We start from the raw sequence: 17,962 nt of genomic DNA on the forward strand, positions 1-17,962 counted from the left end.
TTTATTATAAAGAAAACAGGAGAAATATGTCCGAGCTTACTCCCATGATGAAACAGTACCTGGAGATTAAAAACAGGAACAAAGACGCCATACTTTTTTTCCGCCTGGGCGATTTTTATGAAATGTTCGGCGAAGACGCCGTTACCGCGTCGCGTATCCTGCAGATAACGCTGACATCACGCGGGTCGGGCGAAGACCGTAAAAACAAGATGCCAATGTGCGGTGTGCCTTTTCACGCCGCCAACAATTACATTTTAAAACTTATAAACCACGGCCTTAAAGTGGCCATATGCGAACAGGTTGAAGACCCAAAGGAAGCCAAGGGCATAGTCAAACGCGAAATAATAAAAATAATCACCCCCGGCACCGTGCTGGAAGACGCGGCGCTTGAAAAAAAGGCAAACAATTACATCCTTTCAATTTATCCTGTCAAAGACACAGCCGGGCTGGCTTACATAGATGTATCCACAGGGGAGTTTTGCGTAATGGAAATTTCAATTTCTTCAGGCTTTGACCGGTTGATAGACGAAACAGAAAGAATAGCGCCGTCAGAAGTTTTAATCCCGGAAAGCTGCACGTCAGACAAGGACATTTCACGCGCCCTTGTATCGCGCCTGCGGCAGTCAGAAAAGCGCAGTTTTATAAACCCGTACCCTGACTGGAACTTTAACCACGATATATCATACGATAAAATAAAAGAACACTTTGGCGTAATCAACCTTGAAGGATATGGAATAGAAGATAACAATGTCTTAACCGGAGCCGCAGGCGCGCTTTTAACTTACATTCACGACACGCAGAAAACAGAACTTTCACACATAAATTCTATTAAAACAAGAACGACAGGCAATTTTATGTACCTTGATTCTGTGACGCTAAAGAACCTTGACATAATGGATTCCGGGGTACGCTCTGATAAAAACACCACGCTTTATTCCGTGCTGGATAATACAGAAACAGCAATGGGCGGAAGGGAATTAAAAAAGTGGCTTAAAGAACCCCTTATGAATACAGATGCCATATCCCAAAGGCACGCGATGGTATCGTTATTTATAGAATTCGGCCAGTTAAGGACAAACTTAAAAAGCCTTCTTGCGGAAATATCCGATATAGAACGCATAGCAGGCAAGCTTGGCGGATCTGCCGTTAACGGGCGCGATTTAAACGCCTTAAAACGCGGTATTATTAATGCCGAAAAAATACATAAAATTATTAAAGGCTCCGGCGCAAAAGAACTTGAACGGTTTAATCTGTCAAATGACACCCTTGAAAAGACAGCTAAACTCATCTCGGACGCAATAACCGAAGAACCTCCGATAACCATAAAAGAAGGCGGCGTTATAAATCCCGCGTATGACCCGGAACTGGCAAAAATTAAGGACATAAGCACAAACGGCAAAGGGTGGATAGCGGCCCTGCAGGAAACCGAACGCAAAAGTTCCGGCATCGGTTCCTTAAAAGTGGGATACACATCCGTATTTGGTTATTATATAGAAATCAGCAAAGCTAATTTAAAAAATATCCCCGCCAATTACATTAGAAAGCAGACGCTTGTAAACGCGGAAAGGTTTATCACGCCGGAACTTAAAGAATACGAAAGCATGGTATTAGGCGCGCAGGACAGGATAAAAACACTTGAATACGAAATCTTCTGCAGAATAAGGCAGCAGATTTCTCTTTCAATAAAAGAACTTCAGGCGCTGTCTTCGCAGATAGCCGAACTTGACTGCCTTATTTCATTTGCCGAAGCCGCCATTAATAACGGTTTTACCCGTCCGGAAATCACCACAGGCAATGAAATAATAATTACAGAAGGCAGGCACCCCGTGGTTGAAAACAGCGTGGGCAGAAATGAATTCATTCCCAATGACTGCGCACTTGACTGTTCCGATAATATGATAATGGTAATAACAGGCCCAAACATGGCGGGTAAATCAACGTTCATGAGGCAGGTGTGCGTAATAGTAATAATGGCTCAGGCAGGGTCGTTTGTCCCCGCCAAATACGCTAAGATAGGAATAACAGACAGAATTTTTACAAGAATCGGCGCCGCCGACTACCTTGCGCGCGGCCAGTCCACCTTTATGGTAGAAATGATAGAAACCGCAAACATTCTTAATAACGCCACAGCCAAATCACTTATCGTTCTTGATGAAGTGGGCAGGGGAACTTCCACCTTTGACGGCGTTTCAATAGCGTGGGCGGTTACGGAATACATTCACAATAACATAAAAGCCAAAACCCTTTTTGCCACACACTATTATGAACTTACAGAGATACAGGACATTCTGGCAGGCGTACAGAATTATAATATTCAGGTAAAAGAGTACGGCGGTAAAATTGTCTTTATGCGCAAAATAGTAAAAGGCAGCACGGATAAAAGCTACGGCATTCACGTGGCGCAGCTGGCAGGGCTTCCGGGCGAACTTTTAAGCAGTGCGAAAAAAGTTTTAAAAAGCCTTGAAGACGCCAATTACACAAAAGACGGCCACACAAAACTTGGCGGCGCGCCCGCAAAAAAAGAAACGCTTCAGCCGGACCTTTTTGCCGCGGCAGAAGAATCAGCCGTGCTTTCGGAATTAAGCGCGCTTGAAACGGACAATATGACGCCTTTGGACGCGCTTATAAAAATTAAACAGATGAAAGAAAAATACAGATAACATAAAACAGGGAGCATCAATGGACATTAAAGTTTTAGGATTAATCGCAGGTTTTTTCACGTCAATAGGTTTTATTCCACAGATAGTTAAAGGTATCAGAACAAAAAAGATGAAAGATGTCGCGTTGTGGCAGTACATTCTGACTTTTATAGGTATCACATTATGGCTTATCTACGGCGTCATCATTAAGGACACCCCGCTTATCGCGGCCAACGCTTTTTCACTTGTATGCGTCACAACGGTATTATCACTGCGTATTATGTACCGCAACAACTGACATGCCGGCTAATCCAAAATCTCCAAAACCTTTAATACGCGTCGAAAAACGCGGAGGCAAAGAAGTAACTGTTATCATCAATCTGCACACTTATGGCAGCGCGCGCCTTGAAAAGATAGCAGGTGATTTGAAAAAGTCCTGCGGCTGCGGCGGAACTGTTAAAAACGGTGCAATAGAGATACAGGGAAACAAAACCGATACTGTAAAGGATTATCTGATGAAAAATATACTGGCGTTGATTCTTATATTATTTATGGTTTCATGTAAATCCCCGTCTGTTAATATAAACGAACCCAATACACAGCCCTATGATTACGGCGAATTGGCGCTGCTGAATCTTAATTTTAATTCCCAGACATACTCTCCGTGGGAAGGGCAGTACACGGCAGATGGTGTTAACTTTTCTTATACTGACACCGGCGCATACGAAGGCAGCTACTGCGGCAAATTCAAAATAGGTGCGGGCGGCGATTTATGGACATCGCCAAACAACGGGTCGCAGACCGCAAGAAGCGAACTGCAGTTAATGCGCACAGCACCGGCCGGTACCGAAATTTATTATTCCTGGTACATTAAAATTGATTCTTCTTATACTGAAAGTAATGACTGGCAGGTAATAGGGCAGTTTCACGACCAGCCCGACCCCGCGCTTGGAGAAACATGGAGTAATTATCCCGCTCATTCGCCCCCGCTTGCCTACAAATATAAAAACGGTAACCTGATAATCAGCGTATACAGCTGGGATATAAACGGTGTAATGGATATTGCGTCAGTGCCTTTAAGCAAAGGAGTCTGGCACAGGATTAAAACAAGGGTGTTTTGGAGCACAGAAAACACAGGGTTTGTTGAAGCGTGGCTTGACGGCACGGCAATTGAAAGCGGTACCGGTCTTACAAGATACACCGCAAGAAATTGTTTTAACAACGCAGGCAATTACATTAAAATTGGTTTATACAGGTCAAATTCAATAACAACAGAGGGAATTGTTTACTACGATAATATCAAATCCGGTTTAACATCAGAGTCAGTGGATTAAGACAAACGGAGGCTTTATGAAAATCTGGGATTCGTGGTTATTGCTTGCTTTTGCGTCGGCATTTTTTGCGGGATTAACGGCAATATTTGGAAAAGTAGGAGTGGCGGGAATTAATTCCAATCTTGCCACCTTTATCCGCACGGTAATAATTATCGGCATCATTGCACTTATAGTCACGTGGAGAAAAGAGTGGCAGCCTTTAAACACCATCTCTACACATACACTTATTTTTCTTGCCTTATCCGCGATTGCCACAGGTGCATCGTGGTTATGTTATTACCGCGCGCTTCAGATAGGCCCCGCGTCACGCGTGGCGCCAATTGACAAACTTAGCGTGGTCTTCGCGATGGTACTGGCATTTATATTTTTAAAAGAAACCCTTACATGGAAAGCGGCAATAGGGGGCTCTTTAATCGCCGCCGGAGCAATATTTCTGGCCTTACCGTAAAGGTTAAAGTTATTTATGTTTGTTTTGGTATTATGAATTGATTTGCTGATGTTTATTAAAAATTGGGACACCCATCGTAGTTCAGACAATGATGTGGTACTGTGTAATCTCCACCATCAGTCACAACAATAGTATTGCCCAAAACCGTATATGTTCCTATCGGAACGTCAAAAAATACATAACCTGTATGATCGCCACCAGGGCATCCTGTACGAAATTCCCATCCCAAAGGTTCAAGTATTATTGATGCACAGTTCACCGACATATTACATCCGGTGCAATTTGAATCCGTATGTCCTATTGTCCCGTGAATCGTTGATCCGCCTTCAACCGCTCCTATATTTGTCGCTGTGGGTAAAGGAGTCGGTAATGGAGTGTTTGTTGATGTGGCTGTAAATGAAGGCGTAAATGTTGGAGTAATTGTAGGTGTTTTTGTCGGCGTTAGTGTATAAGTTATTGTTCTTGTGTAAGTATGTGTATATGAAAAGGTTGGCATTAGAGTATTAGTGTCAGTCACGGTGGCAGTGGCAGTGTCTATATATACATCGAAATCTCCAGATTTCGTGACTGCCGCAGGCGATTGATGCCTTGAGCAGTTTACGGCTATTAAAAGTGCGGCTGTGATAACTAGTACCCCGATGTATTTTCCCATAATTATATTAGACAACAAAAGACGAAAAATGTCTCTATAATTTTTTAATAATTAATTTGTGATTCGCTTTTATTGAAGCGGATCTTCAGCCCGCGGTTTGTTTTTGATAATATTGAATTTCGGTTTGGTAGCCGCTTGCGTTGTTTAAGTTTTTTTTACCAAAGAGACGCAATGCATTTCGTCTCGTTTTTGTTTTAGTGTTTGGCAGAGGTGAACTTTATAGTGTGTTTGTTTAAACTGAATTAAAAATTTGGACAGCCTGTATAGTTTACACAATGATGTGGAACTTGATAATTTCCTCCGTCAGTAACAACTATCGTATGGCCCAAAACGATATATGTCCCAATCGGAACATTACTGAAACCATAACTTGTACCGCTGGCCCCTCCCGGACATTCCGATGAATATATCCAGCCTAACGGGATAAGTTCTACTGAAATGCAGTTTAAAGATAAATTACAACTGTAACAATTTGAATCCGTATGTCCCATCGTTCCGTAAATATTTGCGCCACCTTCAACCGCACCTATATTTGTTGCGGTTGGCATAGGTGTAGGCAAAGGCGTATTTGATGATGTTGCCGTGAAAGTGTAAGTAAAAGTGGGAGTAATTGTGCGTGTAATAGTCGGTGTTCCTGTATCAGTAATTGTGTTTGTATGAGTATGCGTATATGTATAAGTAAAAGTAGGCGTAATTGTAGGTGTATTAGCCGGAGTTCTTGTGTAAGTTATTGTACATGTATAAGTATGCGTATATGTATAGATTGGTATTATTGTAAATGTAAACGTCGGAGTAATAGTTACAGAACCTGTATATAATTCAATTTCCGTAATCGCCGCAGGGGATTGATGCCTTGCGCAATTTGCTGCTAAAAAAAGTGCGGCTGTGATAACTAGTACCCCGATGTATTTTCCCATAATTATATTAGACAACATTAAGCGAAAAAAGTCTCTATATGTTATATATTTTGCCCTGGTAGACGCGGGTCTTTAAGCCCGCGGTAGTTAACAATTAACAAACGCTTTTAATTTTTGTAATTAATAATTTAGGAACACCTACAAAACCAAAATTTATCGGGCTGAATACCCGCGTCTATCCTGCCTGTTTCCGATAGCAAGCTCGCTTCATTGCCGGGATTTCCGCTTCGCAGGCTCACTCTAACCACAACATATTATCAAATCAAAACCACGCACCTTAAAAGGCACGGCTACCAAAGCAAAGTCCCTCTAAGTCTCTTCGCTGTTGTTTTTCTGCTTTATCTATGGGATATGGGATAACCGTTTATGGGATAAGTATTTGTTCATCCGTCTTTTATTTCTTTACATATGAAAATTTTATGATAATATATCACTTATTACTTAATATTCAGGAGGTAAACATGAAAGAAGTAAAAGGTTCACTTACAGGAAAAGGCAAAAAGGTCGGTATTGTAATATCACGTTTCAATGAATCCATCAGCAATAACCTGTTAAAGGGCGCTGTTGACTGCCTTACAAGGCACGGCGTGGCAGAAGATATGATAGAAGTGTTCTGGACACCGGGCGCTTTTGAAATTCCCGTTGTACTGGCGCAGCTTGTAAAGAAGGCAAAATTTAACGGTTTTATTGCGCTTGGCGCGGTTATCAGGGGCGAAACACCTCATTTTGACTACGTGGCATCAGAAGTTTCCAAAGGCATCGCAAACACAAGTATTAATTCCGGCATTCCGGTGGCTTTCGGCGTAATCACAGCCGACACAATGGAACAGGCACAGGACAGGGCAGGGGCAAAAAGCGGAAACAAAGGTTGGGATTCAGCTTCCGCGGTACTTGAAATGATGGATTTAATGGACAAACTTTAACAGGAATAAAAATCCGCTCTTTAAAGGACAATACGACATGGGAATACGACGCGCAGGAAGAATAATTACATTGCAGGGCCTTTACCAGATGGACATCGCCAAAAAAACAAAACTTGAAATAATTGACTTCATAGAAAACTACCCGGCTCTTAAACTTACCGAAGACGAACCTAAAGAAAACTTCATTGAAAAATCAAAAGAATTTGCAATTGACCTTATTAATGTCATTGACGAACATCAGGAAGAAATAGACACCATAGTCCCCAAATACCTTAAAAACTGGAAGTTTGACCGTATTCTGTCAATTGACAGGTGCATTTTAAGGATGGGCGCGGGGGAATTCCTCTTTAAAGAAGACATTCCATACAAAGTCACAATTAACGAAGCGATTGAACTTGCCAAAAAATTTGGGGATGAAAAATCCGGCGGTTTTGTAAATGGTGTCCTGGATAACATTGTCAAAAACGAAGCTGAAAACTTTCCTGTGCTGAAGAAGAAAGTGAATAGATAATTAAGGGCTGATGCTTGGAAGGTTAGACGCTTGGATGGTCGGTAAAAACAAATCCAAGAACGGCTGATGCTTGGACGGTTAGATGGTTGGATGGTCGGCTAAAACAAACCCAAGAACGCAACATACAATCCGCATATTTTCCTCATTGTCCCTTACGGGACATTTGCCTTTACAACCCTAATAAAATATAGTATAAATGACATACGGCATTACTATCTGCCTGTAATTTACAAGGAGGTTTTACTTTGAAAAAACTTGGAAACATTTCTTCATCTCTCTCATTCTGGCTTTTCATTTTCTTTATAGTTGTAATTTTCGCCAATTATTATTCTTCCAATAAACAGCAGGCGGTTAAAAAAATAAGTTACTCTGAAATGCTTTCTCTTGCATCTTCGGGTAATATTACCGAAGTTACAATAGAGGTTCAGGATACTATTAACCTTGTAAAAGGAGCCACCAAAGACAGCGTAAAATTTGAATCCTCCGCCCCTTTAAACGATGACTTAATGTATAAAACTCTTCACGAAAATAAAGTAAAAATAACATCCAAACTTCCCGGTTCCACCTTTGGGCGTATGTTCGGCTCTTTCTTTTTATATTTTGGCCCTATTCTTATCTTAATAATTTTCTGGGTTTTTATGATGAACAAATCTCAGGGCGGCGCCGGCGGCGCAATGTCTTTTGGCAAAAGCAAAGCCAAACTTGCGGTGGTTGGCGGAAAAATAACCTTTGCCGATGTGTCCGGTGTTGACGAAGCAAAAGAGGAACTTAAAGAGATAATTGACTTCTTAAAAGACCCTAAACGCTTTCAGAAACTTGGCGGAAAAATTCCCAAAGGCGTACTTTTACTTGGGCCCCCGGGATCCGGCAAAACACTTCTTGCCCGCGCGGTAGCAGGCGAAGCAGGGGTTCCGTTTTTCTCCATCTCCGGCTCTGACTTTGTTGAAATGTTTGTGGGCGTAGGCGCGGCGCGCGTGCGCGACCTTTTTGAACAGGGAAAGAAAAGCGCTCCGTGCATAATATTCATTGATGAAATAGACGCGGTAGGACGCTACAGAGGCGCGGGATTAGGCGGCGGACACGACGAAAGGGAGCAAACCTTAAACGCCCTGCTTGTAGAAATGGACGGTTTTGAAAAAAATAACGGCGTCATTATTATAGCAGCCACCAACAGGCCCGACGTTTTAGACCCGGCGCTTATGAGGCCCGGAAGGTTTGACAGGCAGGTTGTGGTAGACAGGCCGGATTTAAACGGCAGGGAAGGAATTTTAAAAGTTCATTCAAAAGACGTAAAGCTTGCATCCGAAATAGACCTTATGGTTATTGCGCGCAGGACGCCCGGTTTTTCCGGCGCTGACCTTGCGAATCTTATAAACGAAGCGGCGCTTCTTGCGGCAAGAAGAAATAAGAAAGAAGTCACCATGGATGAACTCGAAGAATCCATTGACCGCGTTATGGCCGGCCCGCAGAGAAAAAGCAGGGTAATTAAAGATGAAGAAAAGAAACGCATCGCGTATCACGAAGCAGGCCATGCCATTGTGGCAAAAGCCCTTCCTGACACCCATCCCGTGCATAAAATATCCATTATACCGCGCGGTTTTGGCGCTCTTGGATATACGCTTCAATTACCGACAGAAGACCGGTTTTTGGCCACAAAAAATGAAATGATAAACACCATAAAGATAATGATGGGCGGCCGCGTGGCAGAAGAGCTTATCTTTGATGACATATCCACCGGCGCAAGCAATGATATAGAACGCGCCACAGCCACCGCGCACGACATGATTACCAGGTATGGCATGAGCAAAGTTATGGGCCCCATTACTTTCGGGAAATCAAATCAGGAAGTTTTTATAGGCAAGGACCTGATGAAAGAAAAGAATTACTCTGAAGAGACCGCGCAGAAAATTGATTCAGAGGTTAAAAGCATAGTCACCGGCGCGTATGACGAAGCAAAGATTATTTTAACTTCAAATAAAAAACTGCTTATAAAAATCGCCGAGACACTCCTTGAAAAAGAAGTAATGGACAGCGAGGAATTCATAAAACTTTTTGACGAAAACAGCATAAAAGCAAAAAGCACAAAAAGGACAAAAAAGAATGGATAAAGAAAAGATAAAAAAAGCGGTTACTATGATTCTTGAAGCCATCGGAGAAGACACAAACCGCGAAGGCTTAAAGCAGACACCTGAACGCGTTGCGGATATGTATGAAGAAATATTCGCGGGCATAAACCAGAAGCCCGAAGAATTCATTAAAATTTTCCAGGAAGACGAACACGAAGAACTTATCATATTAAAAGACATCCCGTTTTATTCCGTTTGCGAACACCACCTGATGCCGTTTTTAGGCAAGGCGCACATAGGTTACATCCCCAAGAAAAACAGGCTGTTGGGGTTAAGCAAACTTGCCAGAATGGTTGAAATGTACGCCAAACGCCTGCAGCTGCAGGAAAGGCTTACTTCACAGGTGGCTGACACCATAATGAAAGCAGTGGACCCGCTTGGCGTCATAGTAATCGTGGAAGCCCAGCACCTTTGCACCACAATGCGCGGTGTAAAAAAACCGGGTTCTGTAATGGTTACTTCCGCTATCCGCGGAATTTTCAAGGATGATGAAAGCGCAAGGAAAGAAGCGTTAAGCCTTATAAATAAATAGCAGGGCGGGAACTTTATGATGGTCAGGGGAATTAGATTTGATTTTTCAAAACCCTGTATTATGGGAATTTTGAACATTACCCCTGATTCTTTTTCGGACGGCGGTTCTTTTGATTCAACAGAAAAGGCGGTAATGCACGCTGTTTACATGGCGGAAAACGGCGCCGATATAATTGATATGGGCGCCGAATCCACAAGGCCCGGCGCGGCTGCTGTAACAGAACAGGAAGAATTATCAAGGCTGATACCGGTAATAAGCGCATTTCGGGAGTTAAACAAAAACACTCCCGTTTCCGCGGACACTTACAAAGCAAAAACCGCGGCAGAGGCAATAAAAGCCGGCGCGGATATGATAAATGATATTTCAGGCGGCACTTTTGACAGCGCAATGATGCAGACGGCAGGGAAGCTTGATGTGCCTTATGTAATAATGCACACCAAAAACACCCCGGATAAAATGCAGAAAGATACCGCTTATTCGGACAAAGGCGCGGTTTCTGACATCCTGGAATATTTCAGGGAACGTATTGCCGCGGCCATAAAAGCCGGAATAAAAAAAGACAACATTATCCTGGACCCCGGAATCGGGTTTGGCAAAACGCAGCAGGACAATATTGAAATTATAAAAAATACAGTTGAATTTAAAAAACTTGGATTCCCGGTGTTAATAGGGGCTTCAAGAAAGTCATTCATAGGCAATATAACAGGCAAGCCGCCGGATAAGCGGATTTTTGGCTCCGCGGCAGCCGCCGCGGTATCGGTAATATTCGGGGCGGATATTTTAAGGGTGCACGACGTCCCTGAAATGCGTGACTGCGTAAAAACAGCTTATGAATTCATAAAAACAAAGAAGGAGGGTTAAATTTAAATGCAGAAATTTTTCACAAACATCCTGAATACTTTTTCCGGCATACGCGTAAACGATATTATTGATATCCTCCTTGTCACCTTTGTAATTTATCAGGTCTTTATGCTCTTATACGAAACCCGCGCCATACAGATGTTAAAAGGTTTTCTGGTTATTCTTTTTTTTGTGGTTATCGCAAGAATCCTTGAACTTAACACCATGACATGGATTCTTACGGGTTTAAGCACGATATGGATAATTGCCTTTATAATCGTTTTCCAGCCGGAACTAAGAAGGGTGCTTGTGGAACTTGGGCAGAATAAACTGTTTAAGTTTATTTTCAAGGAACACGGCCAGTTGTACAGGGAAATAAGGGAGTCTTCCGTAATTCTGGCCAAAAAGAAAATTGGCGCTCTTATAGTGCTGGAACGCGAAGTTAACCTTAAAAGCTTTATTGACACAGGCACCAAACTTGACGCGGAAACCACATCAGAACTTCTTATCGCCATCTTTAATACCAAATCGCCCCTGCACGACGGCGCTGTGATAATCCGCGAAGGCCGTATTGCGGCGGCGGGCTGCATTCTTCCCCTTACTCAAAAAGAAGACATAGAACAGATGTACGGCATGCGCCACAGGGCGGCTATAGGCATATCCGAAGAAACTGACGCAATCACCATCATAGTGTCCGAAGAACGGCACACAATATCACTGGCAATCGGCGGAAAAATAACACCGGACATAGACGGCGACACGCTTCTTGAAATCCTGTCGCTTTATGCTCCGAAAATAAGGTGACCGTATGAAAGAATTCATAGCAAACTATATTCTGAAAAACTGGCAGTATAAGATAATGGCTCTGTTTGTGGCTGTGGGCATGTGGCTGTTTGTCGTCCGCGAACAGGAAATGACTGTCACAATTGATGTGCCCGTTGAATTTATTAACTATCCGGAGACCATGAAAGTCACCGGCAACGTACAGTCTTCGGTAAAAGTACAGCTTGAAGGAAGAAAAATAATTATTAATCAGATTGACAAAAAGACACTTAAAATTATCATTGACCTTAAAAAAGCCGTTATAGGTAAAAATTCCTATCAGGTGCTGGGCAGCAGATTTAAATCTTTACCCCGCGGTATTTTTATCCGTGACATCTCTCCTGCGTATATTTATATTGATTTTACAAAAGAACAGCCTCCGGAACCCGCCGAAGTAAAAGATGAAAAAGCAGCGGCGGAAAAGACCCCCGTTCCAAAATCCAAAAAACAGGTGATAAAAAATGGCTCAACTGTGCGTTAATATTGACCATATAGCCACATTAAGGCAGGCGCGCGGCGAAAATGAACCGGATCCTATAGCTGCCGCCGCAATAGCAGAACGCGCCGGCGCATCCGGAATTACAGTACACTTAAGGGAAGACCGCCGCCACATACAGGACAATGACGTAAAACTTTTAAGAAAAACAGTAAAAACCAAACTTAACCTTGAAATGTCACTTGCGGATGAAATTGTGGATTTTGCGGTTAAAATCCGCCCCGACGAAGCCACACTTGTCCCGGAAAAAAGGCGGGAACTTACCACCGAAGGCGGGCTTGACGTAATTACAAACATGGTCAGGTTAAAAAAAGCCATATCAAAGCTTAAAGCAAAAAATATCGCAGTCAGCCTCTTTATAGACGCGGAACCGGAACAGATAAAAGCTTCCAAAGAAGCAGGCGCGGATTATGTGGAATTACATACAGGCAGGTATTCAAACACAACGGGGAATCATCAGAAAAAAGAACTTCAGAAAATAAAAAACGGTGTAACACTTGCCCTTAAAATCGGGCTTAAAGTAAACGCGGGACACGGCTTAAACTATACAAACACAAAACAGATAGCGGCAATAAAAGGCATTGAAGATTTAAACACCGGGCACAGCATAATAGCAAGGGCTGTATTTACAGGCCTTGAATGCGCGGTAAAGGACATGCTTAAACTCCTTTAACCGGGGTTAGCACGGAGGGAAAAACAAAAAGATGTCTATTTCAAACAACACTATCAAAAAGCTGCATGCAGCTGTCACGGCACTTTCGTTTTTAGCGGCGTTTTATTCCGGGTACCTGATATTCTTTAAAAATGAAATCAGTGCGGTTCCTTTTTTAATACTTTCGGTGCTTTTTTTTGCATTTTCACTGTTTGCCTCTTACATAATTGCTAAAAGAGAGGAATCCATCGTACTTGAATCTCCTTTAAATGACATAGACTCTAAAGAAACAATGATAGCGGCTGTTGCCCACGAAATAAAAAATCCCCTAAATTCCATAAAAGGCGCCAATCAGTACCTTCACGACAAATATAAAAGCACCCAGGATATCTATGAATTCACCGGAATTGTTGTTGAAGAAATAAACAGGCTTGAACGTTACCTTAATGAATTTTTAAGTTTTTCAAGGGGCGTAAAACCCCATATGAAAAAACATGATATTCAGAGCTTTGCCACGGGTATCCTTATGATTACAAAACATAACTTCCCGTATGGCATTAAAATTATTTCCGAAAAACCAAAATTACCCGGTGTGTATATGGATGCGGAACAGATGAAACAGGTAATGGTGAACCTCTTAAACAACGCCAAGGATGCCACCAAAGGCAAGTCTTCACCAAGGGTGGAAATACGACTGTCAAACGATGAAAATTATGTGTATATAAAAGTGGCGGACAACGGCTGCGGCATATCCAAAAAAGACCTTTCCCGCATTTCCACCCCTTTTTACACCACAAAAAAAGAGGGTATGGGTATCGGCCTTGCCATCAGCAGGTCTATCGTTAAAAAACACGGCGGCGACCTGTCAATTGAAAGCAAACTGAACAAAGGTTCTGTCTTTACCATTTCTATCCCCGTGGAAAAAAGGAGCTTAAAAAGATGAGCGCCAGAAAAGTCCTTGTCGTTGATGATAACCGTTCAGCTTTAAAAGTTATCAAAGCCATCCTTGAAGAAGCAGGATATGAAGTTTACACAGAAGCCGAACCGGAAAAAGTGCCGCTTTTTTTAAAACGCGAAACCGTGCAGGTTGCACTGGTAGACCTTAAAATGCCCGGAATGGACGGGCTTGAACTATACAGAAAAATACGCCAGCTTGACAAGGACGTAGTGGTTATAATAATGACCGCGTTTGGCAATATAGAATCCGCGGTGGAAGCGATGAAGCTTGGAATTGAAAACTACCTGCAGAAACCGCTTAATTTTGATGAACTTAAAATGACCCTTCAGAAAATATTTGAAAAACTTGAAATGAAAGAAGAGCTTGCTATTTTAAAAGGGCAGATTGAAGGAAAGAACACCTTTGAAAACATGATAGGCAAATCAAAAAAAATGCGCGATATTTTCAGAAAAATAACAAGCATTGCTGCGGTTGATTCCACCGTGTTTATAACCGGTGAAAGCGGGACGGGCAAGGAAATGGTAGCCAAAGCCATACACAACCTTTCAAAGCGCGCAAAATACAAGCTTATATCAATAAATATGGCCGCCATTCCCGAAGGCCTGCAGGAATCCGAACTGTTCGGATATCAGAAAGGCGCGTTTACAGGCGCCTATAATACCAAACCGGGAAAATTTGAAGCGGCTGATAAAGGCACACTGTTTCTTGACGAAATAGGGAACATAAACCACAAAGCCCAGGTAAAACTGCTGCGCGTACTTGAAGAACGCAAGGTTGAACCGCTTGGCAGCAATAAATTAAAAGATGTTGATGTGCGCATAATAAGCGCCACAAATTCAGACCTTAAAGAAGAGGTTAATAAAGGCAATTTCAGGGAAGACCTTTATTACCGGCTTAACGTAATTACAATCAACCTTCCTCCCTTAAGGGAAAGAAAAAGCGATATCCCGCTTCTGGCAGTACAGTTTTTAAAAGAAATATGCCTTAGAAACAGCCTTGAACAAAAATCCATTTCAGATGACGCACTGGAACTTATGATTGAATACAGATGGCCCGGCAATATCAGGGAATTAAAAAACGTCCTTGAAGAAGCGGCAGTTATTTCTTCCGGCAATTATATCAGGCCTTCCGACCTTAATATGTCTTCTTATAATGACACCATGCGTGATTCCGCAGATGACATGATACCGGCCAATATGCCGCTATCAGAGGTTGAAAAACGTTCAATAATAAACGCGCTATCCAAAACCCGCGGAAACCAGACACATGCCGCTAAAATCCTTGGCATAACCAGAAAGATTCTTATGCACAAAATTGAAAAATATCAGATAGCCGATATTGTGCCCGTAAGGACAAAACGTAAAAAAATGTCCTGAAAGGCACATTTTTTCTAAAAAACCCTAATAAAACATAGCAATTGATGTATTTTATACTGGCATAATTCTTGCTTTAACTTAACATATAGATTATTTTAGGAGGGCTTATGAACGCCAGTTATCTTGAAAAAAGAATGGAAACCCGCACTGACATAGAAGGAATATTAAGATACAAAGTACTTGGTGACGGAGAAGATACATTAACGTCGTTTAAATACGAAAAAGCATCAACCAGAAACATTTCAAAAGGCGGCGTCTGTGTAATATTACCCCACAAAATCGGAGAGGGTAATGTAATCAGGGTTGAACTTCCAATTGAAAACGAATCCTTATTAATTAAAGCATTTTGCGAAGTGCAGTGGTGCAGGCTTGCCAACAAAGACGGAATATATGAAGCCGGCTTAAGTTTTATAGCCCTTAAAGACGATGATGCAAAAGCATTAGAAAATTTCATAAACGAACGCGAAGCGAAGGCTATGTAATGAACAGCGAAATTTTAACCATAAAAGACCTTGCACTGATGTTAAAAGTTAAACCCGTAACCATTTATAAGCTTGCCGGTAAAGGCAGGATTCCCGGGGTAAAAATAGCAGGCAGCTGGCGTTTTATGAAAACCATCATTGACGAATGGATGGAAAGCACAGAGCGCAAACCGGTTGCCCGCACGGAAAAAAGGGATAAAGAACTTATTCCGGTTTAATTTCAGTAAACCAAATCTTAAGTCTACCCGTCTAATTATAAGCATATAAGCCAAATTGTTTTTATTTCTTGACTTTTGTATTTGGCTAATTTAGAATGGTTTTCATATTAAATAATAACCACTTAGGAGGAAATAATGCGTTCATTAAAGGCAGTCCTGTCATTTGCTTTTATAATAATCCTTTTTATGGCTCCCGTCACAGGCGCGGCAGAGAAAAAGAAAGAAACAGAAGAAAAAAACGCCAAGCTTGCTGAAAGCGGTTCTAAAAACACTTCAAACGGCGAAGTAAAAATCGGCGGTTCCGCCGAAGGCCCCGGCACAGAAGCTGTATTTTTTGATGATGCAACCCTTGTGACCACGCCTGTTCCCACGGCAACTATGATAATTGTTTTCCATAATAAAGATGTTAATATCTGGCAGTGCCTGACAGACGCCAAAACTTACCTGTGGAGAATAAATACTGATTCCAAAAGATATGACGCGCAGCTTCGCACAAAAATGGACGGGCTTCTGCTTGACATGGGTAAATCTATAGCATCAGTTCATACGTATGCCGCGCTTCACGAAAGGGATAAAGTGGAAACCAAGTGGGCAAAATATGCCGATAAAGCCGAATATACACTGCAGCACGCCCGCCTTCAGGTGGAAGAATTTCATGAAGATTATTACGAAATCGAAAATAACATGAAAATTGTAGAAAAGATTTTAAAGGATAACCCGGAAAAAATACAGCGACTTGACGAAGCACAGGACAGATATAATAAAAATAAGAAAGAGATGTTTTTCGCGCAGAAAAAAGTTGTAAAATTTACGGACCTTTTTAATTCTTACGTCCGTCAATTCAACGCAATGGCAGAGAAAAAAGAATATAAAATAAAAAAACTTATAACAGAACACGAAGAACTTCACACGCCTTAAATCACATGAACATAATATTTTCAAAAATACCATAGGGTAATAACCTATGGTATTTTTTATTTAAGCAGTTAAACAAAAAGCGGGTATAACGTGCTAAAAAATGTAAATAAAATTCTTATAATCAAACTTCGCGACATAGGCGATATTGTACTGTCAACACCTGTTATTCAGGCACTGTATAATAACTGCAATTCGCCAAAGATTGTTTATGTCCTTAAAAAAGAATACGAAAACTTCAGATTTCTGCTGCCCAACGTGTCAGAAGTTATCACATATGACAAGAAATCCTTTTTAAGCCTTATAAAACTTATTTTTAAACTGCGCAGATATCATTTTGACATCGCAGTAAACCTTCACGCTACATTCCGCAGCGCCTTAATAACGCGGCTGTCAGGCGCAAAATTAAGGCTTGTTCACAACCACAGCGGCAGGGACTATTTCACATCTGTTCCGCTTGGCATAGAAGAAAAAGCAAAACCAATAACCTTAAGGGATATGGAAACCTTAACCCCGCTTGACATAAAAATACCCGGTAAAAAAGACATAAATACCAAACTGGCATTAAAAGAAAAAGACGTTAAATACATTGATGAAACCATTGAACATGAAACAATAGGCCTTGGCGTGGGCGCCAAAAGGCCTGCCAAGATGTGGAAAAAAGAGAACTTTATTGAACTGGGAAAGAAATTAGCATTAAACGGAAAACACATAGCCGTCTTTGCCTCTGAATCCGAAAGAACGCTTGCAGAGGAAATAACTGACAAAATAGGAGAAAACGCGAAATTATATTGCGGCCTTGACTTTCTTAAACTTGCCTTTCTCTTAAAACAGCTGCAGGCATTTGTAGGAAACGACTCCGGATTACGGCACATGGCAGCAGCGCTTGGAATAGGCACAGTAACGTTTTTTGGCCCGGAAGACCCCATAGAATGGCACCCTTATTCAGAAAAAGACGGACATATCGCGCTTATGCACCGCCTTGACTGCATTAACTGCGCTAAAAACGATTGCCCTAAAGGAACAAGGGAATGTATGGATTTAATCACTGTGGATGAAGCCTTTAAAGCTGCAGAAAAAGTAATTTTTACAAAATTTCAATAATTTTGAATTATACATAA

General features: G+C 41.8%; 18 protein-coding genes. All 18 read left to right on the plus strand.

Translation table 11 applies throughout. The features are described 5' to 3' along the window. Positions 1-26 precede the first annotated feature (26 nt). Complete coding sequence (locus CVV21_07750; protein PKL91470.1) at positions 27-2,660, plus strand: DNA mismatch repair protein MutS; 2,634 nt, start codon at positions 27-29, stop codon at positions 2,658-2,660. 19 nt (positions 2,661-2,679) lie between these two features. Further along, complete coding sequence (locus tag CVV21_07755; protein ID PKL91471.1) at positions 2,680-2,937, plus strand: hypothetical protein; 258 nt, start codon at positions 2,680-2,682, stop codon at positions 2,935-2,937. Position 2,938: 1 nt separating this feature from the next. Further along, positions 2,939-3,973 (plus strand): hypothetical protein, encoded by a 1,035-nt coding sequence (locus CVV21_07760; GenBank protein ID PKL91472.1) that lies wholly within the window; start codon positions 2,939-2,941, stop codon positions 3,971-3,973. A 16-nt stretch (positions 3,974-3,989) separates the two neighbouring features. Continuing rightward, on the plus strand, positions 3,990-4,421 hold the full coding sequence (locus CVV21_07765) for a hypothetical protein (GenBank protein ID PKL91473.1): 432 nt from the start codon (positions 3,990-3,992) through the stop codon (positions 4,419-4,421). A gap of 2,030 nt (positions 4,422-6,451) precedes the next feature. Continuing rightward, positions 6,452-6,913, plus strand: a complete 462-nt coding sequence (locus CVV21_07770; protein PKL91474.1) for a 6,7-dimethyl-8-ribityllumazine synthase — start codon at positions 6,452-6,454, stop codon at positions 6,911-6,913. Positions 6,914-6,950: 37 nt separating this feature from the next. Beyond that, positions 6,951-7,424 (plus strand): transcription antitermination factor NusB, encoded by a 474-nt coding sequence (nusB, locus tag CVV21_07775; GenBank protein ID PKL91475.1) that lies wholly within the window; start codon positions 6,951-6,953, stop codon positions 7,422-7,424. A 263-nt stretch (positions 7,425-7,687) separates the two neighbouring features. Beyond that, positions 7,688-9,532 (plus strand): cell division protein FtsH, encoded by a 1,845-nt coding sequence (locus CVV21_07780; protein PKL91538.1) that lies wholly within the window; start codon positions 7,688-7,690, stop codon positions 9,530-9,532. Beyond that, positions 9,525-10,082 carry a GTP cyclohydrolase I FolE gene (gene folE / locus CVV21_07785; protein PKL91476.1) on the plus strand — a complete coding sequence of 186 codons (558 nt, stop codon included), beginning with the start codon at positions 9,525-9,527 and terminating at the stop codon, positions 10,080-10,082. Before CVV21_07780 ends, folE begins: the two co-directional genes overlap by 8 nt. A 15-nt stretch (positions 10,083-10,097) precedes the next feature. Continuing rightward, positions 10,098-10,943 (plus strand): dihydropteroate synthase, encoded by an 846-nt coding sequence (folP, locus tag CVV21_07790; protein PKL91477.1) that lies wholly within the window; start codon positions 10,098-10,100, stop codon positions 10,941-10,943. Positions 10,944-10,949: 6 nt separating this feature from the next. Next, entirely contained in the window at positions 10,950-11,726 is a 777-nt protein-coding gene (locus tag CVV21_07795; protein ID PKL91478.1) for a TIGR00159 family protein, read from the plus strand. A gap of 4 nt (positions 11,727-11,730) precedes the next feature. Then, positions 11,731-12,225: a hypothetical protein gene (locus tag CVV21_07800; GenBank protein PKL91479.1), complete on the plus strand. Its 495-nt coding sequence runs from the start codon at positions 11,731-11,733 to the stop codon at positions 12,223-12,225. Next, positions 12,206-12,913 (plus strand): pyridoxine 5'-phosphate synthase, encoded by a 708-nt coding sequence (locus tag CVV21_07805; GenBank protein PKL91480.1) that lies wholly within the window; start codon positions 12,206-12,208, stop codon positions 12,911-12,913. Before CVV21_07800 ends, CVV21_07805 begins: the two co-directional genes overlap by 20 nt. Before the next feature lie 31 nt (positions 12,914-12,944). Beyond that, positions 12,945-13,835: a hypothetical protein gene (locus tag CVV21_07810; GenBank protein ID PKL91481.1), complete on the plus strand. Its 891-nt coding sequence runs from the start codon at positions 12,945-12,947 to the stop codon at positions 13,833-13,835. Continuing rightward, positions 13,832-15,226, plus strand: a complete 1,395-nt coding sequence (locus tag CVV21_07815; GenBank protein ID PKL91482.1) for a hypothetical protein — start codon at positions 13,832-13,834, stop codon at positions 15,224-15,226. Before CVV21_07810 ends, CVV21_07815 begins: the two co-directional genes overlap by 4 nt. A 107-nt stretch (positions 15,227-15,333) precedes the next feature. Next, positions 15,334-15,708 carry a hypothetical protein gene (locus CVV21_07820; protein ID PKL91483.1) on the plus strand — a complete coding sequence of 125 codons (375 nt, stop codon included), beginning with the start codon at positions 15,334-15,336 and terminating at the stop codon, positions 15,706-15,708. After that, positions 15,708-15,926: a DNA-binding protein gene (locus tag CVV21_07825; protein PKL91484.1), complete on the plus strand. Its 219-nt coding sequence runs from the start codon at positions 15,708-15,710 to the stop codon at positions 15,924-15,926. The genes CVV21_07820 and CVV21_07825 overlap by 1 nt, the downstream gene beginning before the upstream one ends. 135 nt (positions 15,927-16,061) lie before the next feature. After that, entirely contained in the window at positions 16,062-16,844 is a 783-nt protein-coding gene (locus tag CVV21_07830) for a hypothetical protein (GenBank protein PKL91485.1), read from the plus strand. A gap of 90 nt (positions 16,845-16,934) precedes the next feature. Beyond that, complete coding sequence (locus CVV21_07835) at positions 16,935-17,945, plus strand: hypothetical protein (GenBank protein PKL91486.1); 1,011 nt, start codon at positions 16,935-16,937, stop codon at positions 17,943-17,945. The last annotated feature ends 17 nt before the right edge of the window (positions 17,946-17,962 follow it).

This window comes from Candidatus Goldiibacteriota bacterium HGW-Goldbacteria-1, from assembly GCA_002839855.1.
Classification (GTDB): Bacteria; Oederibacteriota; PGYV01; order PGYV01; family PGYV01; genus PGYV01.

Excerpts from the sequence above, each read along its gene's own strand:
- CVV21_07815 (PKL91482.1), top strand. The coding sequence starts at position 13,832 with ATGAGCGCCAGAAAAGTCCTTGTCGTTGATGATAACCGTTCAGCTTTA.
- folP (PKL91477.1), top strand. The coding sequence starts at position 10,098 with ATGATGGTCAGGGGAATTAGATTTGATTTTTCAAAACCCTGTATTATG.
- CVV21_07770 (PKL91474.1), top strand. The coding sequence starts at position 6,452 with ATGAAAGAAGTAAAAGGTTCACTTACAGGAAAAGGCAAAAAGGTCGGT.
- CVV21_07805 (PKL91480.1), top strand. The coding sequence starts at position 12,206 with ATGGCTCAACTGTGCGTTAATATTGACCATATAGCCACATTAAGGCAG.
- CVV21_07765 (PKL91473.1), top strand. The coding sequence starts at position 3,990 with ATGAAAATCTGGGATTCGTGGTTATTGCTTGCTTTTGCGTCGGCATTT.
- CVV21_07800 (PKL91479.1), top strand. The coding sequence starts at position 11,731 with ATGAAAGAATTCATAGCAAACTATATTCTGAAAAACTGGCAGTATAAG.
- CVV21_07750 (PKL91470.1), top strand. The coding sequence starts at position 27 with ATGTCCGAGCTTACTCCCATGATGAAACAGTACCTGGAGATTAAAAAC.
- CVV21_07825 (PKL91484.1), top strand. The coding sequence starts at position 15,708 with ATGAACAGCGAAATTTTAACCATAAAAGACCTTGCACTGATGTTAAAA.
- CVV21_07755 (PKL91471.1), top strand. The coding sequence starts at position 2,680 with ATGGACATTAAAGTTTTAGGATTAATCGCAGGTTTTTTCACGTCAATA.
- CVV21_07830 (PKL91485.1), top strand. The coding sequence starts at position 16,062 with ATGCGTTCATTAAAGGCAGTCCTGTCATTTGCTTTTATAATAATCCTT.
- nusB (PKL91475.1), top strand. The coding sequence starts at position 6,951 with ATGGGAATACGACGCGCAGGAAGAATAATTACATTGCAGGGCCTTTAC.
- CVV21_07810 (PKL91481.1), top strand. The coding sequence starts at position 12,945 with ATGTCTATTTCAAACAACACTATCAAAAAGCTGCATGCAGCTGTCACG.
- CVV21_07820 (PKL91483.1), top strand. The coding sequence starts at position 15,334 with ATGAACGCCAGTTATCTTGAAAAAAGAATGGAAACCCGCACTGACATA.
- folE (PKL91476.1), top strand. The coding sequence starts at position 9,525 with ATGGATAAAGAAAAGATAAAAAAAGCGGTTACTATGATTCTTGAAGCC.
- CVV21_07795 (PKL91478.1), top strand. The coding sequence starts at position 10,950 with ATGCAGAAATTTTTCACAAACATCCTGAATACTTTTTCCGGCATACGC.
- CVV21_07760 (PKL91472.1), top strand. The coding sequence starts at position 2,939 with ATGCCGGCTAATCCAAAATCTCCAAAACCTTTAATACGCGTCGAAAAA.